18 protein-coding genes and 5 pseudogenes are annotated in these 22,581 nt (G+C 58.2%); 13 read left to right on the top strand and 10 right to left on the bottom strand.

The genetic code is table 11. The features are described 5' to 3' along the window. The first annotated feature begins 190 nt into the window (after positions 1-190). The 8 genes and pseudogenes from J2Z31_RS30070 to J2Z31_RS26885 form a co-directional block, all read left to right on the top strand. Entirely contained in the window at positions 191-799 is a 609-nt protein-coding gene (locus J2Z31_RS30070) for a response regulator transcription factor (RefSeq protein ID WP_408022067.1), read from the top strand. 1,145 nt (positions 800-1,944) lie between these two features. Continuing rightward, positions 1,945-3,042 (top strand): serine hydrolase domain-containing protein, encoded by a 1,098-nt coding sequence (locus tag J2Z31_RS26915; protein WP_209606447.1) that lies wholly within the window; start codon positions 1,945-1,947, stop codon positions 3,040-3,042. A 104-nt stretch (positions 3,043-3,146) separates the two neighbouring features. Beyond that, positions 3,147-4,748 (top strand): ABC transporter substrate-binding protein, encoded by a 1,602-nt coding sequence (locus J2Z31_RS26910; RefSeq protein ID WP_209606445.1) that lies wholly within the window; start codon positions 3,147-3,149, stop codon positions 4,746-4,748. 3 nt (positions 4,749-4,751) lie between these two features. Further along, positions 4,752-5,693 carry an ABC transporter permease gene (locus tag J2Z31_RS26905; protein WP_209606443.1) on the top strand — a complete coding sequence of 314 codons (942 nt, stop codon included), beginning with the start codon at positions 4,752-4,754 and terminating at the stop codon, positions 5,691-5,693. A gap of 1 nt (position 5,694) precedes the next feature. Then, entirely contained in the window at positions 5,695-6,576 is an 882-nt protein-coding gene (locus J2Z31_RS26900) for an ABC transporter permease (RefSeq protein ID WP_209606441.1), read from the top strand. A 1-nt stretch (position 6,577) separates the two neighbouring features. Then, positions 6,578-7,585, top strand: coding sequence for an ABC transporter ATP-binding protein (locus tag J2Z31_RS26895; RefSeq protein WP_209606439.1), 1,008 nt, complete (start codon positions 6,578-6,580; stop codon positions 7,583-7,585). Continuing rightward, positions 7,582-8,658 (top strand): ABC transporter ATP-binding protein, encoded by a 1,077-nt coding sequence (locus J2Z31_RS26890; RefSeq protein ID WP_234939700.1) that lies wholly within the window; start codon positions 7,582-7,584, stop codon positions 8,656-8,658. The genes J2Z31_RS26895 and J2Z31_RS26890 overlap by 4 nt, the downstream gene beginning before the upstream one ends. Positions 8,659-8,854: 196 nt before the next feature. Further along, positions 8,855-9,271, top strand: a pseudogene (locus tag J2Z31_RS26885) (ATP-binding protein); the annotation flags it as partial. Here the strand turns inward: J2Z31_RS26885 and J2Z31_RS26880 are convergent. Next, complete coding sequence (locus tag J2Z31_RS26880; protein ID WP_234939714.1) at positions 9,267-9,440, bottom strand: IS3 family transposase; 174 nt, start codon at positions 9,438-9,440, stop codon at positions 9,267-9,269. The pseudogene J2Z31_RS26885 and the gene J2Z31_RS26880 sit on opposite strands and share 5 nt — an antisense overlap. A gap of 127 nt (positions 9,441-9,567) precedes the next feature. Then, positions 9,568-9,837, bottom strand: a complete 270-nt coding sequence (locus J2Z31_RS26875; protein ID WP_328243658.1) for a hypothetical protein — start codon at positions 9,835-9,837, stop codon at positions 9,568-9,570. 475 nt (positions 9,838-10,312) lie between these two features. On the opposite strand from J2Z31_RS26875, the gene J2Z31_RS26870 reads away from it, so the two are divergent. Together J2Z31_RS26870 and J2Z31_RS26865 are read left to right on the top strand one after the other, a co-directional pair. Continuing rightward, positions 10,313-11,311: a D-alanine--D-alanine ligase family protein gene (locus J2Z31_RS26870; RefSeq protein ID WP_209606434.1), complete on the top strand. Its 999-nt coding sequence runs from the start codon at positions 10,313-10,315 to the stop codon at positions 11,309-11,311. A gap of 399 nt (positions 11,312-11,710) precedes the next feature. Next, on the top strand, positions 11,711-11,923 hold the full coding sequence (locus J2Z31_RS26865; RefSeq protein WP_209606432.1) for a hypothetical protein: 213 nt from the start codon (positions 11,711-11,713) through the stop codon (positions 11,921-11,923). A 431-nt stretch (positions 11,924-12,354) separates the two neighbouring features. Here the strand turns inward: J2Z31_RS26865 and panD are convergent, their stop codons facing one another. From panD to J2Z31_RS26850, 3 genes and pseudogenes are all read right to left on the bottom strand, one after another. Continuing rightward, positions 12,355-12,783 (bottom strand): aspartate 1-decarboxylase, encoded by a 429-nt coding sequence (gene panD, locus J2Z31_RS26860; RefSeq protein ID WP_209606430.1) that lies wholly within the window; start codon positions 12,781-12,783, stop codon positions 12,355-12,357. Between the two features lie 541 nt (positions 12,784-13,324). Then, a pseudogene (locus J2Z31_RS26855) lies at positions 13,325-13,612 on the bottom strand (transposase); the annotation flags it as partial. A 202-nt stretch (positions 13,613-13,814) separates the two neighbouring features. Further along, a complete protein-coding gene (locus tag J2Z31_RS26850) occupies positions 13,815-14,465 on the bottom strand; it encodes an MFS transporter (RefSeq protein WP_234939699.1) in 651 nt (216 codons plus the stop codon). Between the two features lie 80 nt (positions 14,466-14,545). Between J2Z31_RS26850 and J2Z31_RS26845 the strand changes: the two are divergent. After that, positions 14,546-15,151 (top strand): annotated as a pseudogene (locus J2Z31_RS26845) (IS110 family RNA-guided transposase); the annotation flags it as partial. Between the two features lie 31 nt (positions 15,152-15,182). Here J2Z31_RS26845 and J2Z31_RS26840 read toward each other — a convergent pair. The 4 genes and pseudogenes from J2Z31_RS26840 to J2Z31_RS26825 form a co-directional block, all read right to left on the bottom strand. Further along, entirely contained in the window at positions 15,183-15,767 is a 585-nt protein-coding gene (locus tag J2Z31_RS26840) for a plasmid pRiA4b ORF-3 family protein (RefSeq protein ID WP_209606428.1), read from the bottom strand. 2 nt (positions 15,768-15,769) lie between these two features. Continuing rightward, positions 15,770-17,402: pseudogene (tnpC, locus tag J2Z31_RS26835) on the bottom strand (IS66 family transposase). Positions 17,403-17,480: 78 nt separating this feature from the next. After that, a complete protein-coding gene (gene tnpB / locus J2Z31_RS26830; RefSeq protein ID WP_209606424.1) occupies positions 17,481-17,828 on the bottom strand; it encodes an IS66 family insertion sequence element accessory protein TnpB in 348 nt (115 codons plus the stop codon). Beyond that, positions 17,825-18,112: a transposase gene (locus J2Z31_RS26825; protein ID WP_209606422.1), complete on the bottom strand. Its 288-nt coding sequence runs from the start codon at positions 18,110-18,112 to the stop codon at positions 17,825-17,827. Before J2Z31_RS26825 ends, tnpB begins: the two co-directional genes overlap by 4 nt. Positions 18,113-18,269: 157 nt before the next feature. Between J2Z31_RS26825 and J2Z31_RS26820 the strand changes: the two are divergent. Continuing rightward, a pseudogene (locus tag J2Z31_RS26820) lies at positions 18,270-18,388 on the top strand (IS110 family transposase); the annotation flags it as partial. 385 nt (positions 18,389-18,773) lie between these two features. Here the strand turns inward: J2Z31_RS26820 and J2Z31_RS26810 are convergent. Beyond that, complete coding sequence (locus J2Z31_RS26810; RefSeq protein WP_209606417.1) at positions 18,774-19,280, bottom strand: EAL domain-containing protein; 507 nt, start codon at positions 19,278-19,280, stop codon at positions 18,774-18,776. Between the two features lie 1,868 nt (positions 19,281-21,148). Between J2Z31_RS26810 and J2Z31_RS26805 the strand changes: the two genes are divergently transcribed. Then, on the top strand, positions 21,149-22,282 hold the full coding sequence (locus J2Z31_RS26805; RefSeq protein WP_209606415.1) for an MFS transporter: 1,134 nt from the start codon (positions 21,149-21,151) through the stop codon (positions 22,280-22,282). The last annotated feature ends 299 nt before the right edge of the window (positions 22,283-22,581 follow it).

The raw sequence follows: 22,581 nt of genomic DNA, 5'->3' as shown, positions 1-22,581 counted from the left end.
CCACGGCGGGTTCAAAAGGGATACTACCACTCGCAGGTTGCCCAATGCGAGAGAGGCATCGTCCCGCAGCAGCTAGTATCGATCGCAGGTAACCTAGCCCCAATGGATATACTAGTTATTGAAGACGACCCGTTGATGGCCGAAACATTTCGCCTAACATGGGCCGGTCGCCTCCGATCGCCTTCGGTTTCTGTCGACCTACAAGCAGGCTGCACGCATCGTACACAGTACTGAGATCGACTACTTTGACGGGATAGTTATTGAGGTAAATCTGTCAGATGGTAACGGAATCGAAATACTGCAAGCAATTCGTTGTAACACGAATGTCCCGCTTATTCTAATTTCCGGGGCGGGGGACGGTGACAGTCGTGCCGATGCAATTGACCTCGGAGCAGACGATTACATCATGAAGCCGTTACATGTTCGGGAATTGCACGCCCGAATGAGGAGGCTCGTGACGCAAAGATCTGAACGGTCGGTACAGCAACGAAGGGATTTGGTCCCTTTGGGTCACGTAATCTGCGACCTCCAAAGAAGAGTAATGGCATGTAGTGGGAGTGAACTGCGGATAACGGATGCGGAAGCGCGGATTATTGAAGCGCTTTACAAAAATAGAAACCGAGTTTGCTCAAAGTCTTTCCTGTACAAGAACGTGTTCTTTCGCCAATTCGATCCCCATGACAAGACTCTTGATGTTTATGTCAGCCGCTTGCGGAAAAAACTAAAGCACCTAAGCGAGGAAAGTGGGGACTGCATTCAAACTGTTCGTGGTTCTGGATACCGTTACACCGAATTGTGACCGTTGTCCTTCCTTCGGAGCGCTCTCGAACAGCGAGCCTGGGGCGATCAGAGAACGACAGTCTCTCTGACAACGGGACTTTGTCTCACAAAGAAAAGGCGAGACCGCGCCAACGGCCCCGCCCTCTCGATTGGTCTGGTTGGCTCGCGACGCCGTCAGACTGATCGGCCTTGCGGAGTTTTACCAAGTCAACAGAGCGTTGGAATTTACTCCTAGAGGCAGTTTCATCAACCAGTCGCGGGAGTAAGTGCAATGAAAAGGCCCATTGGAACGACGGCTCGAACAGGAGAAATTTGCCCCGAGAGTGGAAACTGGGAGGTCGTCGGCTCGCCGACAACCACCGCTCCAATCGCGAAAGGTAACCGTATGCCCCCCTACGGCGGTAAGGCTGTTACCTGGAGACTCATCAGATATGCCTAATGAGTGAACGGAGCCCCTGCGAACACATCGCAGGGGCCAACCTGACACCGTCCCGGACGAGCGCACAGGAGATCCCGATGCAGGTCAAGAAGGCCCCAGGTTCTCTCCCTGCTCGGGCAGCCTAGAAGCGGTCCAGTATGGGGCACATCGCTGCCGTCGAGGGGGGTGTCCACCCCATCATTAGAGGGGCACAGATGTACGGTAGGAAGATCAAAGGGCGAACGAGAATGGGCATGATTGCAAGCTACCCGGGCGCCAACTCAGACAGCAAAATTTCTGTACCCCAGAGAATTGAGAGATTTCAGTCGCCGTCAATGCGAAGAATCCGAGAGATTACGTCGCCTTCAGCAGCAAGGGCGTCTACGGCTAGCGTGCGAAGTTGCGCCGACGATCGCCATCCGTAGCCGCGTCAGGATTGCCGAGCGTTCTCAAGCGGCTGCCCCTCACAGCAGGTCAATCGCAAAGCCGCCCACGATCGTCCCGCTGAAAACGTTTCGAAGGATACGTACGTCCATACAGGTCCTCCTCTAGCTGAGACATCAGCATTAAGTGGCACCCCAGATTTTTTCCACGCCCCAAGCTTGACCAAGACCCGCAATTAAAGGGCCAAGTGGCGGATTGACACAAATGGTTCATTAAAATAAATGTAGAACAATTGATGCGCTAGAGCTGGCGGAGAATGGTGGAAGCGGATTGCCCCTGCTTCGACAATTGTGGAGAGCATAATGAGCTTTGAAGCCATCCTGTACGAATCGAGTGAACGCTTCTCGCCTGCGTGGCCCGAAAGCGTGGGCATGTCGCCGCAATCCCTTGGGGACGCCGTCGAAACTGCTCGGGTCTGGGTGGACGAGGGCCGCATCGTTGGTGCGGTGATTCTGGTGATCCGCCGGAATCGGATCGTGTTGCACGAGGCGGTCGGCTGGAGCGACCGAGAGCGCCAGATTCCGATGAAAACCGACACAATCTTCATGATGCGCTCGATGACAAAGCCGCTCCTCGGCACGGCCATCCTGATGTTGCAGGAAGAGGGGCGGCTGACGCTCCAGGACAGCGTGTCCAAATATCTCCCGGCATTTGATAACGAGCGTTCGCGCGACATTACGATATACCAACTTCTCACCCACACCTCTGGAATCACCGGCTCGATCGTCGAGAATAACGGCTCCCGGTACGCCTCACTGCGGGAGGCAGTTGACGAAGTCGGTCGAAGAGGGCCTGAACGTCCGCCGGGCACGCGATATGAATATAGTGATCCGGGCTCGAGCACTCTTGGGGCGGTTGTCGCCGAGATCTCCGGAGTGCCTGTCGAAGACTTCATCAGGACCCGAATTTTGGAGCCGCTCGCGATGGGCGACTCGTTTTTAGACTTCAAGCTGCAGCCGGGCGATCCACGTGCAGGACGTGTGGCAGCAAGCTACTGCAGGGAGAACGGCGAGACCGGCCCCTGGACGAAGTCCTGGGATAACACGCAACCGGAGGAAGTCCCGTTTTTCCGCGCATCCGGCGGCCTTTTCGCCTCGGGAATCGATTATGCGAAGTTCTTGTCCTGTATGCTGGACGGTGGGCGCTTTGGTGAACGCCGCTTGCTGTCGGAGGAGACCGTCCGACTCGCCACGAGCCCAGGCTTGGTTTCGAAAGAATACGGTCTCCAGTGGCAAGTATTCGGCGATAATGTTTTTGGGCATGGCGGATTTCAAGGCACTTTATCCTGGGTTGACAAGGCAAATGACCTGATCGGCCTCTACTTGACCCAGTCGGAATCGACGGGGAACGCGACGCGCCCAGAGTTTAAGAAGCTGGTGGAGAGCGCAATCGTGAAATAGGCGAGCTAGTGCGCTCGAAAGGCATGGCCCTTAGGGGGCGATCCCGCCGACAAAGTTAGCTACGAAACTACTCAAAAGAAACTACTCAAACAGGGAGGAAACACATGATAATTTCTCGACGCGATCTCATCAAGCTGAGTGTATACGCCGGAGCCGCCTTGTCGGCTTCGTCTATCCTGCGCGCTCAGGCGGCTTCAGAAGACACGCGGGTGGTCCGCGTGGTGCTGGACCAACTCCCCTCGGGCTTCGACTCTCACAACACGACAAGCGCCAACACTGGAAATCATGCTCTAGCCATATATGACATGCTCTTTGCATTCGACTCCCAGCGCGTGCCGCGCCCGCAAATGATCGGAAACTGGGGGGTGTCCGAGGACAGGATGACCTATACATTCGCGCTTCGGGACGGCTTGGGCTTCCACGACGGAACCCCAGTCACCGCAGCAGACTGCGTGGCTTCGATTCGACGTTGGGGCGCGGCGTCCTCGGCTGGAAAACTGCTCATGGAAAGGACCAAGGACGTTTCGAAGAGGGATGACAAAACCTTTACGATCGTATTGAGGGAACCATTTGAGCTTCTGATCGAAGCGCTGGCCTCACCATCACAGATTCTAGCTGTAATGCGGGAGAAGGATGCGAATCTTCCCCCAACGGAGCAAGTAACTGCCAATATCGGATCGGGGCCGTTCAAGTTTAATCAAGATCTCGCCAAGCCTGGTGCGAGCTTCACATACGACCGCAATGAACGATACGTGCCCCGCAAAGAGGCGCCCGACGGACTGGCAGGGGGGAAGGTCGTAAAAGTCGATCGAGTCATCTGGGATAATATTTCCGATCAACAGACGGGTATTGCCGCGCTGCAGGCGGGTGAGATTGATCTGCTGCTTACCTGTCCCCCCGACTTCTATTCAACAATCGAGGGCGATCCCAACCTTGAGCTCCAGCTTGTGATCACGGGGGGGCAATGCATGTTCGCGCGAGTAAACTTCCTCCAGCCGCCGTTCGACAACGTCAAGGCTCGTCAGGCGCTTTTGCACTTGGTTGACCAGGAGGCGTTCATGACAGTCATTGCTCCCGATCCAAGATACCGCCACCCCATTACGTCGATGTTCGGCAATGGCTCGCCATACTCAAATGATGAAAACATGGGATGGTATAAGAAGGGCGGCGACCCAGAGAAAGCCAAGCAGCTCTTCAAAGAGTCCGGATACGCAGGCGAGAGGATGGTCATTCTCGACTCTACTGACTGGGCACAGGGCGACGTTGCCGCCCAGCTATTAGCGTCTGAGTTGAAGAAAATCGGCGTCAATGCCGAACTGGCCCCGAGCGACTGGGCTGGCATTACCGCGCGCCGAGCGAACAAGGGCCCCGTTGACGAGGGTGGCTGGAACATTCACATATCGAGTTGGCCAAATGGCGCTCTCTCCGATCCGATGGGGACCGCTCTCCTCCAAGCGAACGGCGAAAATGCTTGGTACGGCTGGCCGAAGAATGAGGAATATGAGGCTCTTCGGGCCCAATGGGCGGTTGTTGAAACGCTGGAGGAACGCAAGGCTCTGGCCCGTAGGATGCAACATCTTTGGTGGGATTTTGTCGGAGCGGTTTTCCTGGGTCAAGCGGTCTCGCCCTCTGCGCGCCAGAAGACGCTCACCGGCGTCATAAGCACTGATGGGTTGGTTCCGCTGTGGAACATGGAAAAAGTCTGAGCGATGGCTGGTTACGTCTTCCGCAGGCTGGTTTCGGCCATCGCCGTCATGGCGATGGTCGGAATTTTCGTTTTCCTTCTGCTCCGGCTGGCGCCCGGCGACCCGGCCGCGATCATCGCTGGCCAGTCGGCGACGGAGGAGATGATTGCCGCTATTCGCGAGCAATTGGGGCTGAACGATCCAATGCCGGTTCAGTTCATTCGTTGGGTGCGCGACATGCTCGGCGGCGATTTCGGCACCTCGATCTTTGCCGGACGGCCGGTTCTTGAACTCTTGTCGCAACGGCTTGAACCGACTGTGTCACTGGCAATCCTGACAATGATACTTGCGGTAACAGTCGGCGTCTCCTTCGGGGTCCTCGCAGCATGGCGAGCTGGAGGTTTCGTCGATCGGATTCTTACTGCATTTTCGGCACTAGGATGTTCCGTTCCGGTCTTCGTCATCGGCTTCTTCCTGATCTACTTTTTCGCCGTACGAACACACTGGCTGCCGGTCCAGGGATATGTGCCGATCGGCAATGGCATCGCACTCTGGTTTGTGCACCTGATCCTGCCCACCGTTGCCTTGGGCCTCGGCTTCATTGCCTTCATCGCCCGGGTCACGCGGGCCAGCATGCTGGAAGTTCTGTCGGAAGACTATATGCGAACGGCAGCTGCTAAGGGCGCATCGTCCTATGCAATGCTTTTCCACCATGCTTTGAAGAATGCCGGCGTACCGATCCTCACCGTCGTTGGCATAAGCTTCGCCTATCTGATCGGCGGCGTCGTTATCACGGAAACGGTGTTCAACATACCCGGTATTGGTCGTCTGGTCGTCGACGCAATCAACAACCGCGACTATCCCATCATTCAAAGCGTGCTCATCCTGACTTCGGGACTGTACGTCCTCATCAACCTCACGGTCGATCTAACCTATATGCTGATCGACCCGCGCATCCGGTACTGATATGACGCTCCCCGCCGCAACACTTGAAATAACGCCGACGGCCCCGCTGGAATTTTCCGGCCTTGCCCGCCTCGCAAGGCGGCATCCGCTGGTTCTTATCGGCGGTGGCCTGTTGGCGCTTCTGATCGTTCTGGCGCTCTCGGCCCCGCTTTACGCCGGCGATCCAGGGAACATGGATCCGTTCAAACGACTAAAGCCACCTTCGGGCGAAATGTGGTTCGGGAGCGACCATCTGGGTCGCGATGTGTTTGCCCGAACAATTTTCGGAGCGCGGATATCCCTGATGGTCGGGTTGGCATCGGCTGCTTGCGCCGCTCTTGTCGGACTCCTGATCGGCATTCTCGCCGGTTACAACCGCACCTTCGACAGTGTTATGATGCGGGTGATGGACGGTTTGATGTCGATCCCGACGATCCTGTTAGCCATTGCCCTTATCTCTTTGACCGGCCCCGGGATCGGTATTCTTATCGTGGCCATAGCGATCCCTGAAACGCCCGCGGTCGCGCGCTTGGTTCGTTCAGTAGTCCTCAGCGTGCGAGAACGTCCGTACGTGGAGGCCGCCCTCTGCGGCGGTGCGAGGCTTCACAAGGTGCTGTGGCGGCATATTCTCCCGAGCACTATTCCGGCGCTCATGGTCCAGAGTGCCATAGTCTGTGCCAGCGCGATTATTACGGAGGCGGCGCTCAGTTTCCTCGGCGCAGGTGTTCCACCCGAGATCCCCAGCTGGGGCAACATGATTGCCAGTTCGCGGCTGTATCTTGCCATGGCTCCACTGACGATCTTTGGCCCCGGGATATGTCTCGCCGTCACGGTGCTTGCGGTGAACCTTCTGGGGGATGGTCTGCGTGATATGTTCGATCCCCGCGCGAAGCGGAGGCGCTGACATGCAAATGCATAAAACGATAAGGCATGACGTACTTCTAGACGTTCGAAGCCTTGAAACGCATTTTTACGGGGAAGAGAGCGTCACTCGCGCGTTGGGTGGTATCAGTTTCCAGATAATGAAGGGCGAAACCGTCGGTGTCGTCGGGGAGTCCGGGTGCGGCAAGAGCGTTACCGCTCTTTCCATTCTTCGCCTACTGCCGAAGCTGACAGCCAGAACTGTAGGCGGCGAGGTCCGGTTCCACGGACAAGACCTTTTGAAGTTGTCCGAGCAGGAGATGCGAAAGATCCGCGGCGGAAAGATCGCCATGATCTTCCAGGATCCGATGACGAGCCTAAACCCGGTTTACACGGTTGGCCACCAGATTGCCGAAGCGGTACAGATTCATACGGGCGTTTCCCGCTCAAGTGCGTTGACGAAGGCTGAGGAGATGCTCCGTTTCGTCCGCATCGCAGACCCCGAGCGCCGTGTGAGCAACTATCCCTATGAAATGTCGGGCGGCATGCGCCAACGCGTCATGATCGCGATGGCCCTTGCCTGCTCGCCGGAAGTGTTGATCGCCGACGAGCCGACAACCGCACTCGACGTCACTATCCAGGCGCAGATCCTGCGGCTGATCGTCGATCTGAAGGAGCGCACCGGTACGGCCGTGATGTTCATTACCCATGACCTTGGCGTCGTGGCCGAGACATGCCAACGCGTTATCGTTATGTATGCCGGCCGGATCATCGAGCAAGCTTCCGTGATGGATCTGTTCGCGCGACCCATGCACCCGTACACTCAGGCCCTCATGCGCTCCGTACCTGATCGGCGGCGGGGCCGACAGAGCCGTCTGCCCGAAATTCCTGGAATTGTACCTAATCTCCGTGACCCGATTATCGGGTGCAGCTTTGCACCTCGCTGCCCGTTCGCAATCGACATTTGCCGCGAAAAGACGCCTGTGCTGCGAGAAATCGAATCGGGTCACACCGCGGCATGCTGGCGCTCAGAGGAGATTGTATGCGCATGAGCGGTCCCTTGCTAAAAGTCGAAAATCTGACCAAGCATTATCCCATTGGTGCGGGATTCCTGAAGAAGACCACCCCGGTGGTGCGGGCGGTGGAGGACGTGTCCTTCTCTGTCGAAGCGGGCGAGACATTATGCATCGTCGGCGAATCCGGCTGTGGAAAGTCCACCGTCGCCCGCCTGTTGATGCGGCTCGTGGATCCGACGGGTGGACGCGTCATGATCGATGGCACCGATATAGCAGGCCTTAAGAAGCACGAGCTTCGCGCGTATCGCCGTCTAATGCAGATGGTGTTTCAAGATCCCTACTCGTCGCTGAACCCGCGTCTTACCGCAGGACAGATCATCACCGAACCCGTCGAGAATTATGAGCGTCTCAGCCGCAAGCAACGTGAAGCCCTTGCCGCGGACCTTCTCCATAAGGTGGGAATGTCGCCCGAGATGATGCACAGGCTGCCGTCGGAGTTATCGGGTGGCCAACGCCAGCGGCTCGGTATTGCGCGGGCACTAGCGCTTAAGCCGTCAATTATCATCGCCGACGAGGCCGTTTCTGCCCTGGATGTCTCCGTGCAGGCACAGATTCTGAATCTGCTTATGGATCTTCAGCAACAATTGCGCATCGCCTTCGTCTTCATTTCGCATGACCTCGCTGTTGTGGAGCATCTGGGCCATCGTGTCGCGGTCATGTATTTGGGGCGGATCGTGGAACTGGCCACATGCGAGGCCCTCTTCGCGAAGCCGGTCCACCCCTACACCGAAGCGCTGATCGCGGCGGCACCTGTACCGGATCCCACGGGCGTTCGATTCGAGGCGCCCGTCGCGGGCGAGGTGCCAAGCCCGATCAACCCGCCGAGCGGGTGCACGTTTCATCCCCGTTGCCCACTCGCGGTCGAGCGTTGTCGAATCGAAGTTCCACCCTTGGTACCGATGACAGACGGCCGCGTCGTGGCCTGCCATGTACGGGCCCCTGCATCAGGCATGCAGGCGCAATCGGCTGCTGCGCGAGATTGTCCAACAGCTCGTCTGGCACGGGCTAATGAGCCTATTCGAGCATCGGAGAAACCAAACATTTCTTAGTCAGACCCGTAATCGTGAAAAGTGAGAGATCCTATGGATATTGGCGAGTCTGGTCACTCTGCGATCCCGCGGGGTGGTTACTTCGATACGGTCGATTCGATCAAAACAAGCGTTGCGGGCAGTTTCACGATAGCGGCAGTCGGCGACCTTCTTTAGGCGCGGCCTGAAACAAAAGAACCAACATCTTAGACGTTCCGTTCCGATCCTGTCGCAACTCCTCAAGGCCGAGAAGGCCGAACGGGAGGTCCGGTCGGTTGCTTACCAGCTCAAAGCCGCCCGCTTTCCGGCCTACCGGGACTTGAACGGCTTCGATTTTGCCAGCAGCGAGATCAATGAGGCGCTCGTGCGCCAGCTCCATCGCTGCGACTTCATCGGCGAGGCCAACAACATCGTGCTGGTCGGTGGTCCCAGCACGGGCAAAACCCACATCGCCACCGCCGTCGGTGTGCAGGCCATCGAGCATCACCACAAGCGGGTCCGCTTCTTCTCCACCGTCGAGTTCGTCAACGCCCTCGAACAGGAGAAGGTGCAAGGGCGTTCCGGGCAGATCGCCAATCGTCCCGTTCATTCCGATCTCGTGATTCTCGACGAGCTCGGTTACCTGCCGTTCAGCGGTTGGGACCGCTCGGGATGATGTCCTTTGCCAGGTTCGGGAAGATCGGGCCGTCGTGGTCGCTATCGATCGTGGCAATGAACCGTCGCCTGAACTTCGGCCGCAGGTCGTGTTCGCGCATGAGGCGGTGAATCTTCTTGTGGTTCATCACAATGCCCTGCTGCCGCAGGGCCGCACCGACGCGGCGATAGCCGTAGGACTCGAACTCATCGCAGATCGCGACATCGCTTCGACGATCGCGGTGTCGCCGGGCGGCCTTTCTGGGCGGTCATAATAAGTGGAACGCGCGATTCCCATTAGCCGGCATCCTTTCGCGATGGAGATGCCGCGGGGCCGTTTATAACGGATATAGTTCCGCTTTTCGGCGGCGGTGCGTTTTTCAGAGCCCCCTTTAGGAACTCCAACTCGAGCGCCTGCTTGCCGACCAGCCGCTCCAGCGCCGCGATCCGGGCCTCGTACTCCTGGATCAGATCGACGGCCTGCGCATCGTCGTCCGCCTTCTTCGTACTTCTGAACCCAGATGCGGTTCCATGTTTTTCAGATTTACCATGGCCGGTTGACGACATCTGTGTTCAGAACCAGACGACCCAGGCACTAGCGTAACGCTGGCAACGGCGAAACGCCTGACTTTGCGCTCCTGCTCGCAAATACGTTTGGTGGCATGCCAATTGCAGGTGCGCTGCCAGGATGCCCGTTTCGACCATAGGCGTCGCGCTGTCTTCAGCCAAGGAGTTCACATGATACTCGCTCAAACGACAAAGCCCAGCCCGACAGACCCTTCGACTGGCGCGTGAAGCGGTGCTACGCACCACCTTCGGCAAGGCGGACGGTGTGCCGTTCCAGCAGCGTGGCATACCGGCAGCTAAGCTGGATGTGTGGTGCCGAAGGTGCTGAGGACGCTGCTCGTCCGTGCTGCAAGGCTGGGCCCTAATACTAACGAGCTTGTCGCGTAAGTGCCAATCTGGTGATCGGGGTGCCGAGACCAAATCCGAACGAATGAACGTGAACGTGCCATCGGGCAGATTTTTAAAGGAGTAGCTCATGCGGGTAGCCATAGCGTGGAACCATGAACATGCGGGCGTGATCAATAGGTTCGGTCGGTCTTGTGCGCTGGACGACGACCACGGGACAATTCAAAGGGTGATGGCGGCACTGCAAGAGGGCGGCCACGAAACGCTGCTATGTGAAGGCGACATAGGACTGCTCCCCACGCTCGAGCAGTTCATGCCACCCGATCCACAAGCCCGCCCCTCCGGAATGGTCTTCAACATGGCATACGGAATTCAGGGCGAATACCCTTACACCCACATTCCGGCAATGCTCGAGATGGCCGGTGTCCCATATACCGGATCAAGCCCGCTCGGGCATGGGCTGGCGCATGACAAGGTTATCACCAAGCGGCTCATCCGCGATCGCGGCCTGCCGACGCCGAACTTTCGCGTGATGCGTCGCGGCACCGAAAGCACCGGCGACCTGCGATTCCCGGTGGTGGTGAAGCCGCGTAAAGAATCCACCAGCCGCGGATTGCAGCTCGTGCATGAGCCCGCTCGATTGAGGCAGGCCGTGGAAGTGATCGTCACGCAGTATTCGCAGGATGCGCTCGTGGAAGAATACATCGAGGGGCGGGAAGTCTCCGTTGCGCTGCTTGGAGACGAAGAGCTCGAGCTGTTGCCTTTGGTGGAGCAGGAGTTCGGGGACCGAGAAACGCGCCTTATGACTTGGGAAGACAAGATGCACATGGCGGTCGCGGCGCCACAGAAGATTTGCCCGGCGCAAATCGGGAGCAGACTTGCGACTATGCTGCGGGATATGTCGGTTGCGACCTTCCGTGCCTGCCAGTGTCGGGACTTTGGCCGGGTCGACTTCCGAATCGATCGCACCGGCCAGCCCTTTGTCCTGGAGGCCAACTCAATGCCCTCATTCGATATGCGCGACTCTTATATGCTGTCCGCGACGACCGCCGGATACAGCTTCTCGAGCTTGGTCAATCACATCCTCAATGTCGCCCACACACGCTATTTCGGAAAGGGCATCCCCTAGGCCGAACACGTCGAATTGCAGGCTCCGGAAAGGTCGCTGACACGCATTCCAGTGGATCGCGGACAGCGATATCACTGCGATTACGGTCAGGCCCTAACTCGCTTTACGGTGCAGGCCGCCGAGTTCACCGTTTCTCGCGGTGCGAAACGCTAATCGCATTAACCGACAGCGAACTGTCTCCCATCGCTAACCTTTCCAAGATTGCAATCAGCGTTTAGACCGAAACGCCTGCGTTCTTCACACCATGGCTCCGGCATTCGCGGCAGTGGAATGTCTCGTGGAACTGATCGCGGTCAGACGAAGAGCCGCGCGCTTCAAGCTTTAGCGGCGAGCGAAACACATCTTGCAGAATTCGACACATATGTCCTGCAGAAAACGCGCAAGCGTAAGAGGTGATCAATGGCGCCAGTGCTGTTTCTCAAAGTTCGCTTAGCTCATGTGTACATCGCCGCAAATCGGACGCTGCTGCCCGCTGCCTTTCACCGGCGGCTCGCCCGCGACGAGGAAGAACCATCCTCGCTCAGCACATTTACAAAACAAGGGCGTCCACTGTGGTCAGCTTCTCTTGTGTCGAACGGCGTGGCGAATGACGAGCATTGCCACGTCGCATGAAATGGTGGCTCGCGTCCAGTCATCGACCACACTATCGGATATGATCTTGTCCTCGCAGCGTGAACGCTCGCGGACATGTAGTCGGGCCAACCGCTGATGTTATGCGTATCCGCCGTCCTGCATTCCTCACTAACCGGGGGGGGTCACACCCTCGATGCTGTTCTATGGGTCTCCAGATACCCGCCAGACGTAACGCCCTAAAAGACCGCAGATTCCGACCATCAGAATCTGATCCGCTGGTCTATATAGGACGTCCGGCGCATCGCTACCAGGCTTGCCCAGCGCCGCATTCAACCCCGCATACGTCATCGCATGGTCATGCTGGAGACGCCATCAGGCGGCCGTCGACGTCATCTGAAATATGAATGCAACTGTGATGTTAGGCTGATTTCGGTGAGCTTTCAGCTATTGAAGCCGACTTGTTTACTTCTTTAGAGGTTGTCACCAGGAGAGCCTTTGCGAACCGCGAATGTCATTCTTCCATCATCTTTGACTCCAGCATCGTAAAACATGCGGTCGCGGACAGAATTGTCCCGATTGAACGTCAGCACTCGCGTTTTGATTTCCGTGATCCGGTGTTTCTCAATGTATGCTGAGGAGCAAACGATTAATTCATCTCCAATCTGGCATGTGCGAGCAGCAGCTCCGTTCAGCACACAGCAACGAGAACCCCTCTCACCATAAATGACATACGTGCTAAGTCGCGCCCCTGAAGCCTTATTCCAGATGTCGACGTACTCCAGCGGGAGAATACCCGCCTCATCGCAGTGATCTGGATCCAAAGTTATTGAGCCGTGGTAGTTTAGATCCGCATCTGTTACGGTGATGCCATGAAGCTTGGCGGCGACGACTTTTCTCATCTGGAGGCTCCTTTTTCGCGGTTGGGGATTTCCAGGCCGGCGAGGGACCGCAGCGGCTTTAGTCGCATGGACGGGATTGATCGATGTGCAGCGTTCAGAATAGATCGGTAATTGTGACAGAGATCGCGGCCACCGTACGCCAGCAGGTGGAGACCTTGAGGCGCATGTTGCCCCGCAATGAGGCGAAAGGCATGCCCGGCCTCGCCGATGGCAGCGTTACTGCAGAATTTAATCTGAAGCAGACCTGACATGTTGCTTGCCTCGTTTCATCGTGCGATGTTGCCCGCGACATGAACGCCTGTCGGCAGTTCACTCGACTTCGAAGTGGTTGAACGCAAACCTCATGCCAATTTCGCTGATCCAAACGAAGAATGAAATTCTGTAGGCTTTTCAACTGCGTAGGCTGGAAGTCGGACAAGAGATTGCTCAACAAGGCCGTGTCGCGGGCGCGACAAACCGACTATGTCGGTAATGGGCCTACCCATTCGGCCCCTGTTTCGACTTCTTCATTCTAGAAGCCTGACTCGAAAAGACCTCAGCGCTATCCGTATCTTGCGAGCCGCCGTGTGAGCATGCGGATGTGGGCGATAGTGATCCATGCCTCAGCGGATGCGATCGTTTTCTCCCAATCCTGGCCAGTCTACAGCAGCGACCGAGCGTTCCGCTCCACCAGCCACCGGCGGCGCGGTAGGATGGTGAAGCCCTCGATCTTGTCGGAACGCTTGACTATTTCCATCGTCCATCGGCCGATCTTCTCCGGTCTCCCTTTCAACTTGTCGCCCGCATAGCCGCCATCGGCGAATACATGCCGAAGTCAGGGCCAGCGGTGATGGCCCTTGCGCCATTTGATCAATGCTCTTGGAGATGGAGCCGGACGAAAACCTATGAGGCTCAGCCAATCACGAAGCCGGTTATACCTCAACAGTTATGACCATCAATGCCGATCAAGCCACCTGTTGCAATCGGCCTCTCGATATCGCGATCGCTACCTTCCGGCCGCGGGGCTGCATCGGGAGGGATGGAGACGGTTGCTATGGCTGCAACGACAGAGGCGCTGCCAGCCAAACGAATGTGGCTAACAAGGATTGCGTGACTGCTGTCCCCGCAATGGCTGAGCCCAGCGGGAAGCCTGCGATGTTCAGGCCTATCGAAATGGACATGACGCGGCCAAGCTGTTGCGGATCGGTGCGCCGTTGGCGCAACGTCAGCAGCGCGACAGTGATTGGGCCGGACATCGCGCCGGCGAGCATCAGGCCGATTGCCAGACCGCAGATACCGAACTCCGCCGCAAGCGGCCATGCTGCAAAGCCTGTGATGAGCATTCCGGCGGCCATGACACGTCTCTCGCGTCCAGTGGTGCGCACATGCCCAGCGACGAGCGCACCCACACCTCCGGCAATACCCGTCGCAGCCCACAAAAGCCCCGTTACTGAACTGCCGACCGCCGTGGCGTAGCGATCAGCCACGAACACCGGAACCGCCACGTAGAGGGCGCCCCACGTGATCTCATACAGTGAGCAGGAGAAGGCTAGGCCGCGGAGCGTCGGCTGCCGCGATACCAGCTGAATGCCTTCGATCGCTTGGCGCAGGAAAGATGTCTGTGTGGAAGCCAACCCCGGCAAGTATTGCACGCGAGACAAGCAGATTGCCGCACCTGCATAGCCTGCGGCGATCATGGCCATCGCAGCTTCCGGCCCAAGCCAAGTTACGACCACGCCCGCCATCGCCGGCCCAACGACATCGACGGTGGTATAGATCACCTTGGGCGAGGGAGATTGGTAAATTTGGCCACACTGTTAGATTGATCCCGCCGGCCTAGAAGCCGTTCGTGAAGCGACAAAGAACGACGTGGCCGACCCCGCCCGAGGCAATTTGTGAGGCTGCCTAGCGTCCGACGATGCGTTTCATCGCTATAAAGAGTGAGAATGCTCAGGCAAGCGCCGTTGTGTTTCGGGCTCGGGACTTGCTGGTGCGACAGCGAACGCAAGTTATCAACGCGCTCCGCAGTCACCTCGCCGAATACGGCTTCGTCACCGCTCAGGGTCCATCGCATGTTGCCGGGCTCATCGGATGCGTGACGGATGATAAGAACACTCTGCCGGACGCAGCTCGTCTTGCGCTCGCCATGTCGGTCGATACCCTGCGATCTCTAGAGGACCGAATCAGGCGGCTCGACCACGAGGTCGCACGTCGCGCCCGGGAAGACGCGGACGCTCGGCGGCTTGCGACGATCCCAGGTGTAGGGCCGATAACAGCGACGGCATTGATAGCTTTGGCTCCAGCGGCGTCGACCTTCAAAAAAGGACGTGATTTTGCCGCCTGGCTCGGCCTGACGCCACTTCAGCGATCTACTGGCGGAAAACGTAAGCATCCGGCGAAGACCGCAGCCTGAAGGACTTTCAGATTTTTCGGCGTGATTTGCGGGCCCACTTTGCGGCCAGATCATCGACGGCTTTGTTGAGCTCGGCGAAGTTGGCCTTATCCGGATCGTAATCCTCGCCGCCCCACCATTCGACGAGCTCGGCGTGCCGCTCGTGGGTCGGATCGGCGAGAGCCTCGCGGAACTCCTGGCAGCCCCATGGCCCGCCGATGTCCTCGGGAGGGCAGCGTCCGGTTGCTTCGAGGAGCATTGGCTCTGCAAGGCCGATGACGGGGAAGGTGCGCTCGATCTTGATACTGTGCGTCCAGCCGTCGCCGAAGTCGTAAAGGTACTTGAACGATCTCGCGCCGATATCTTCGATTGCCGCAAGCAGCGAGATCTTGCGCGCATCGAGCGGGCCATCTCCCCAGTCCTGATCAGCCGGACCAAAGCCGACGTCGCGGATGCGGAATTCGTAAAGGTGGCTGTTGCTCCAGCCCATCGCCGCCTGCAGCACCTCATGAAGGCGATGGAGCTTGATGCGGAACGGCACCACAACGCGCCGCATCACCGTCGGTTCCACATGGTCGAGGGTGACCTTCAGGCGTACCAGGGAAGCCGGCATCTTTAGGCTGCCAGCATCTGCGCCGCCGGCGACGCGGTCTTCCAGTTCCAGGGCAAGAGCTCATCGATCCGATGCGCGGGATAACCGGCAATGCGGTGAAGCACGTCGGCGAGCCAGGCTTGCGGATCGACGTCGTTCATTTTGGCCGAGACAATCAAGCTGTACATGGCGGCGGCGCGCTGGCCACCGCGGTCCGACCCGGCGAACAACCACGATTTCCTGCCCAACGCTATGCCGCGCAGGGCGCGTTCGGCGGCATTGTTCGAGAGACAGACACGCCCATCGTCGAGGAAGAGGGTGAAGGCAGACCAGCGGTTCAGCAGGTAATCGAAGGCCTTGGCGAGATCATCGTTGCGAGACAGCTTGGCACGTTGAGCCTTCATCCACGCTTCCAGGCCCAGGGCCAAGGGTTTGCTGCGCTCCTGACGAACGGCCTTGCGGATCTCTGCGCTTTGACCGTTGATCTCGCGCTCGATGTCGAACAGGGCATCGATCCGTTGCACCATGTCCAGCGCGATCGGCGATATGACGGCCGGCTTCTTGCCCTGCGCTCTTCGGCGCGCATTCGCCTCGACGTCGGCCATCGCAAAAAAGGGCCGCCTCGCATGGACCCAGCAGGCTGCTTCCGTTATCGGGCCTGGCCGTCGATCCGGAAGATAGAGTTTGGTGTAGCCGGTATAGGCGTCCGCCTGCAGAATGCCGCTATAGCCGGCGAGATGCGCCTGCGGGTGCTCGCCCGCGCGATCACGGGAATAGTAGAACATCGCCGACGGTGCGGCTGTGCCGCCGAACGGCCGATCGTCGCGCACATAGACCCAACTTCGGGCGATATCGGTCTTCCCTGCCGCCAGGACCGGAACCGTCGTGTCGTCGCCGTGCAACCGCTCTGCCGCAAATGTATGGGCTTCGATCCGTTTGAGGATCGGATCGAGTACGGTGCTATCGGCCACCGTCGACAGGCTGAGCGGAACGCCTTCGCGTTCGAAGCGCTCGACCTGACGGTTGAGCGGCAGATGCTGGCCGAACTTGTCGAACAGGATCATCGCCAGAAGATTGGGGCCGGCCCATCCGCGCGGGATGGCGTGGAAGGGGGGCGGAGCCTGGCTGATCTTTTCGCAATCGCGGCAGGTGAACTTCTCGCGCACCGTCTGGGTCACCTTCCATTGGCGCGGAACGACCTCGAGGGTCTCGGTGATGTCCTCACCCAGCTTGCGCAGCCGGTCGCCGCCACAGCACTGGCAGCTCATGGGACCGGGCACGACGACGCGTTCGCGCGGAAGATGCTCGGGGAAAGCCTTCTTCACCGGCCGGCTGCGGGTAAAGCCGGCGACAGTGACGGTGGCCGCCACCGCCAATTCGGCAGCGAGCTCGTCCTCGGTCGCCGCCATCTCCAACTCTGCCAGTTGGAACTCCATCTGGTCGATCAGCCGGGCACGACGCTCCGCCTTCGGGCCATAAAGCTGCCGCTCGAGCTTTTCGATGCGCAACTTTTGTCGGGCAATGACGGCAAGATCGTCGGACGCCTTGGCCTTGGCAACGGCAAGTTCAGCCTCAGGCGCCCTTGGCGCGTGCCGCGATGAGCTCTGCCCGTAGGGCAGCAACATCGTCGGGAAGCAAATCAGGGCTGTTTTCCATGTCCGAAGTGAATCACAGAAGCCCTGATTTGCCTAGTCTTTCAAAGGGCTTATCCCGGAATATTCGTCCGCGAACAGCTCACCCGGCGCTGGTCGGACGCCAGGTCTGCTGCGGGTTTCGCCAATCGATCCCTTCCAGCAGATAGGACATCTGACCGGCGGTCAGCGCGATCGCGCCACTCTCTATCGCCGGCCAGATGAAGCGGCCGCGCTCGAGCCGTTTCGCATACAGCGATAGGCCGATCCCATCATGCCAGAGGGCTTTTATCAGTCGGCCGCTACGCCCCCGAAAGACGAAGACGTCGCCCTTAAACGGATCGCGGCCGAGGCCCTCCTGCACCAGCAGCGCCAGACCCTGCATGCCCTTGCGCATGTCGCAGTGACCGCTCGCGATCCACACCCGCACCCCGGAACTGATCGGGATCATTTGAGCGCTCGCATAATTGCGGCTGCCAGGTCGCATGGCGCTGCTGAGCCAATTCTCACCTTCACGCCGTTCGGGAAGTCCACGGTCATGGCCAGTTCCACCGCATCACTGCTGGCAGAGCCAACAAGCTTGGCTTGGACAAAGGCGGGCTCGGCCTGCTGGACCAAAGCTTGCCGCCGCCATGTGTAGAGCAGGCCGGTCGAAACCTCGAAGCGGCGCGCAACTTCGGAAACCACCGCGCCCGGCGCGAAGGCCTCCGCCAGTATCTGCGCGCGATCTTCCAATGACCATCGCCGACGCCGCTCTGGCCCCGTCAGCAAAACTGCATGTCCCATGAATTGCTCAGTGCGCTCTTAAGTCCACTCTTAAGAGCGCAGACTCACGGGAGACGCGGAACTTCGCAAGACGGTCCCGTCCGGAGGGATACCGGAAAACAGAAACTTGCTCGTCCGTAAGCCACGTATGCTTGTCATCGTCGCCCGTGCCAACAAGTTGGCGCGCATCGTTTGGGCGCTGTTGGCGAAAGGCGGGTCTATGGAGCTCCAGTAGCGGCCGGATAAACCGACCGCACACCACGAAGCTGCCAAGTCACGGGAGCAAATGATCGTGCGCACACCCCTGAATAGCAGCCTACGCCGTAAAGTCAGGACGAGGTTGTCAGGCCGACAGCCTCGTGAAGCCGGGAGCCTCCAACACATTCGCGGTTGTGCTGTCCATAACGGCGTGATGTGCCAATCCCCCAAAGACCGGCCACAGCGGAGGCTCTGACAGGAGATATCCCTGGACACGGGTGGCACCAGCCGCTCTGGCGAGAGTAAGCTGCTCGTAAGTCTCAATCCCTTCCACTACGATTGTGGGTGCCACGCAGGAGGCCAACCCTGCCACATGGTACAACAAGCGGTCAGCACTCAGACGAGTGTTCGACTGTGCGAAAAAAGCGTCAATCTAAAAAATCGCTTCGGGGGTCCAGAAACCACTCCCGAAGTCGTCAATAGCAACCCTGTAACCTAACTTCCGAAAATCTTGAATCAATTCCGCAGCGCCGAAGCTCGGCGCGCTCTCAGTAATCTCCAAGACCAGTCGCGGTGCAAGCGATCGATTTCGATGGAGTTGATCATAGAGCATCGCCCGGTGTTCCGCGCTGGAGAAGTTCAAGGATGAAACGTTGCATCCGAGCGAGCCTGACGCAGTGTTGGACAACCATTCGAAGGCTAAGCTCAAGATGGAGCGATCCAATTCAGGCGCATATCCTGAGGCCTCTAGGGCGGGAAAAAAATCACCGGTGGTGACCACGGAACCACCGAGTCTTAGAAGTCTCGCCAGACAGTCAGAATATAATACCTCGTGGTGATGATTGACGCAGTTCACTTGCTGCACGGAAAAGCCGATCCGGCCCTGTCGGATTGCTTGGAGTGCAGTGCGAACGATATTGTCCATTTCGTCGAAGTTCATCTTCCCCCCTTAGTATCGCTGCGCGTTCCTGCGCGTAAAACTCGCGAGCGTTGGGCCCCTGCCTGATTTGAAAGCGGCCCATCTTGCCGTGGTAGTGCTCGGTCAACCGGGGCCAGCCTTCCTTAGCCCGACTGGCGTGTGCGGTGATACCAACGAGTGGTGCATTTCGCCACCTGCTCGCGTCAGCCCAATAAAGAACTCTACTGCTGATAAAAAGTTAAAAAGGTAAAACACCACATATAAACTACCGCATGCAACCGCACGCCGGCCAGTGGGTGTCAGTATACGAGCCGTTACTCAGTTGGTGGGATGTGGTAGCAGTGGCGCGCCGAGCTGTTCGTAGATCAATATGGAAGGCGCGGCTCTGAGATTTACATCGTTGGAAAAGTTTGCGACCGAGCCGCGGCGGCGCAGCAGTCGATGCGGCGCTGGGCTCGTGGCTCAGCTTTGCGGCACGGGCTCTCGGCTCGCAGCGCTTCTGGCCGCGCGTGAGTGGCCTTGACTCGAGAAGCAGCGCAAGCCGTTCGCCGCGTCGAGGCCGCTTCTGACTCCCGGCTGCGCCTCGAAAAGCCGCCCCAGAGCAGCAAGAAACCAAACCGGCGGAAAGAGCCTGCCTCGAGTGTGGTTTCGTTCTGTTTGATGACGTTGAAACCAATATGGGCGGCTTGCGCATTCGCACGTGCTAACGACCTATTTCGAGATGACGGGGTTAGGACAACTACCCTTTCTGTCGCCTGTGAAACGTTCTGGCGACCAATCGTCAGTACCTACTCGGCCTGCCGTGGCGCCGAACCGGCAGTCTTGGGGTGGGGAACACGCGACGACTTGTCCCTGAAATTAAGCCAGCTTTACCGCTCTCAATGGACGGAATCGGCTTGGCAGGGTCAAGGTGCTGCTGCGGGTGCACCACATCACCTCTTCCATCTAGGCCGCACGTCCACGTGGGATCGCGAGGGACCGCGATCTGCTCCTGGTAATGTTCGGCACCGTCCGGATGCAGCAGGGGAGGCGGATTCGCCATGGTTTCGAGTTCTTGACACAGTTCCTTCGTCCGATCCACCTCGGCCGCCATAATTGCGTTGATCTCGCCGGCGACCCCACTCCTTCGTATGCTTCCTGACTGTCGCGTATGTGGAGTCGACCTCTGATCCGGTCGAACGCCACCCCACATACCTGAAACGGGCCCGCCGTACTCCTCCACTCTCTCCCGGCCCGGGGTAAGGCAATCTGTCCATGATCTGAGTCAATTCAGCTGTATGTCGCTTTTGCTAGCTTGCGTGCACTTTAGCCACCCCACTACATTGGGAATTGGGAGAGAGTGATGGTTGCTGGCTCAGTGCATCGCATTCAGCTGATAGGGCGGCAAGACGAGTCGGGACCTAGGCCGGATCTCCGAGTGACTTATTCAACGAGCTCAGGATGGCAGATCGAAGTCCTTTCACAACATGCTTATAATTGGGCCCAGAGGCATGCCGATTCATTCCTCTTCGACAACGATGGCAGTCGTATCAGAACCAACCGGACCGGCATTAATATTCTCGTTCATGATGCGAGAACCAACGGGTTGAAAACCGAGTATATCGGACCGCGTCGAGTCCTCACATTTGGATAGCACCCCTTGCGGAACTTCACAGTCGCCAGACGCATATAGCTCGGCGGTAGCGCTTCTGCGCGGAACTTGCTTCCATGCAAACAGCACCAAGAAAGGCCTGTAACGAGTGCAGTTGTCGCCTGCTCCGAAGCGAGGGAACGCTGATGATGGACATTAGTAGTTATCCGAGTCAGCTGCGCGATCTGCACAAGGGGAGCCGGATAAGACCTGACCTAAAATCAACCGGCGTCAGGAGTCATGGGATGTTGGAGAAAAAATGCGCACTTTGCTTACTCCCTGGCGCAGTGTCGCTGCCGGCTTTCTGCTGAACGGGGTCCTTTTGGGGACTTGGGCCTCGCGCGTTCCCGCCGTGATGACTCACTTTGATTTTGACAAGGCGAGTTTCGGGGGGGTGCTGGTGCTTCTAGGGCTCGGCGCATTGTTTTCGTTCCCGATTGCCGGGCGCTTGTCCGATAGCTTGGGTGCCGTGCGGGTCGCCCGAATGATCGCTATCCCGTTCCTGCTTTCGATTGCCTTTTTAGGGCTTGCGCCGACGATACCGCTGCTGGCGATCGCGCTTTTTCTCTTCGGCATGTGTCATGGTTCGATGGACGTAGCTATGAACAGCTGGGCGAGCGAGGTGGAGAAACACATGAGGCGGTCTGTGATGTCGTCGTTTCACGCCATGTGGAGTGTGGGGGCTGTTCTGGGCGCAGCAAGCGGCTATGTTGCCACAGCCTTCCAGGTTCCAGTACACATTCATTTCCTTGTTACTGCCGTGGTGACCGGCGCGACCATTGCCCCTTTCCTTCTGCTCGATTGGCAATCAACTATCCGGACGCATGTGATGGGTGCAGCAGGATTGGCGGTTCCTAACAGCGCTCTTTTGCTTGTGGGCATCATTGCTCTCGCATCGGGATTGGGCGAGGGTACAGCTCTCGACTGGAGCGCGGTATATTTGCATGATGTAGTCGGAACCGCACTGTCGGATGCTACCCTGGGCTACACTGGCTTTTCTGCCGCCATGGTGATCGCGAGACTCAATGCGGATTTTCTGGTCACGCGATTGGGTCCAGCGACTGTTACACGGCTGAGCGGGCTGTCGGCCGTCTTCGGTATTTTACTAATTGTTGGCGGTGACACCTTGCCGTTAGTCGTGGTCGGCTTCGTGCTGATGGGGGTCGGCTACGCAGCCGTCCTACCCTTAGCTTTCAGTCGAGCAGCAGCCGATCGTGTAGTGCCAGCCGGGAAAGGCATCGCGTCCGTCGCAATCTTCGCATATGGCGCAATGACGTTGGGCCCCTTTGTAATTGGAATTCTCGCCGAAGCAACCACAATGCGCGTCTGCTTTCTTATGGTCGGACTATTCGCGGTGGCGGTTGCAGTCTTGGCTCCAGTGCTCGAGCAATAAGACCCTAACTGCATGAGGGGCCTTTGGCGAAGAAATGATCGCCTTGCCGTATCGCATTCGTGATGAGATCTCCGCGTTTTTTTCTTCGCCGGAGCGGCTTTAGCACGCAAATCGGCAGCGCAACCTCTGAAACGAGGGTTATCGGTGCAGCCGGAGACCAGTGGGAACGGCCGCACCTCTGTTCATATCCGATCTTCAAGCGCGTACGCGTTGAAGCTGGATGATCTGGTTACCCCGCAGCACCTTCTCTACCAAGCGACCCGCACGACGACCGTCGAGGGTGGGTGCCGCCTGATGTC

Origin of the sequence: Sinorhizobium kostiense, from assembly GCF_017874595.1 — a bacterium.
Classification (GTDB): domain Bacteria; phylum Pseudomonadota; class Alphaproteobacteria; order Rhizobiales; family Rhizobiaceae; genus Sinorhizobium; species Sinorhizobium kostiense.
Note: the sequence above shows the minus strand (reverse complement) of the source record. Positions and strands in the feature narration are given on the sequence as shown.

Coding starts and splice junctions, on each gene's coding strand:
- J2Z31_RS26850 (WP_234939699.1), bottom strand. CDS start 14,465: ATGGCCATGATCGCCGCAGGCTATGCAGGTGCGGCAATCTGCTTGTCT.
- J2Z31_RS26900 (WP_209606441.1), top strand. CDS start 5,695: ATGACGCTCCCCGCCGCAACACTTGAAATAACGCCGACGGCCCCGCTG.
- J2Z31_RS26870 (WP_209606434.1), top strand. CDS start 10,313: ATGCGGGTAGCCATAGCGTGGAACCATGAACATGCGGGCGTGATCAAT.
- J2Z31_RS26865 (WP_209606432.1), top strand. CDS start 11,711: ATGGCGCCAGTGCTGTTTCTCAAAGTTCGCTTAGCTCATGTGTACATC.
- J2Z31_RS26810 (WP_209606417.1), bottom strand. CDS start 19,280: ATGAACTTCGACGAAATGGACAATATCGTTCGCACTGCACTCCAAGCA.
- tnpB (WP_209606424.1), bottom strand. CDS start 17,828: ATGATCCCGATCAGTTCCGGGGTGCGGGTGTGGATCGCGAGCGGTCAC.
- J2Z31_RS26895 (WP_209606439.1), top strand. CDS start 6,578: ATGCAAATGCATAAAACGATAAGGCATGACGTACTTCTAGACGTTCGA.
- J2Z31_RS26840 (WP_209606428.1), bottom strand. CDS start 15,767: ATGCCGGCTTCCCTGGTACGCCTGAAGGTCACCCTCGACCATGTGGAA.
- J2Z31_RS26910 (WP_209606445.1), top strand. CDS start 3,147: ATGATAATTTCTCGACGCGATCTCATCAAGCTGAGTGTATACGCCGGA.
- J2Z31_RS26905 (WP_209606443.1), top strand. CDS start 4,752: ATGGCTGGTTACGTCTTCCGCAGGCTGGTTTCGGCCATCGCCGTCATG.
- J2Z31_RS26875 (WP_328243658.1), bottom strand. CDS start 9,837: ATGTCGTCAACCGGCCATGGTAAATCTGAAAAACATGGAACCGCATCT.
- J2Z31_RS26805 (WP_209606415.1), top strand. CDS start 21,149: ATGCGCACTTTGCTTACTCCCTGGCGCAGTGTCGCTGCCGGCTTTCTG.
- J2Z31_RS26890 (WP_234939700.1), top strand. CDS start 7,582: ATGAGCGGTCCCTTGCTAAAAGTCGAAAATCTGACCAAGCATTATCCC.
- panD (WP_209606430.1), bottom strand. CDS start 12,783: ATGAGAAAAGTCGTCGCCGCCAAGCTTCATGGCATCACCGTAACAGAT.
- J2Z31_RS26915 (WP_209606447.1), top strand. CDS start 1,945: ATGAGCTTTGAAGCCATCCTGTACGAATCGAGTGAACGCTTCTCGCCT.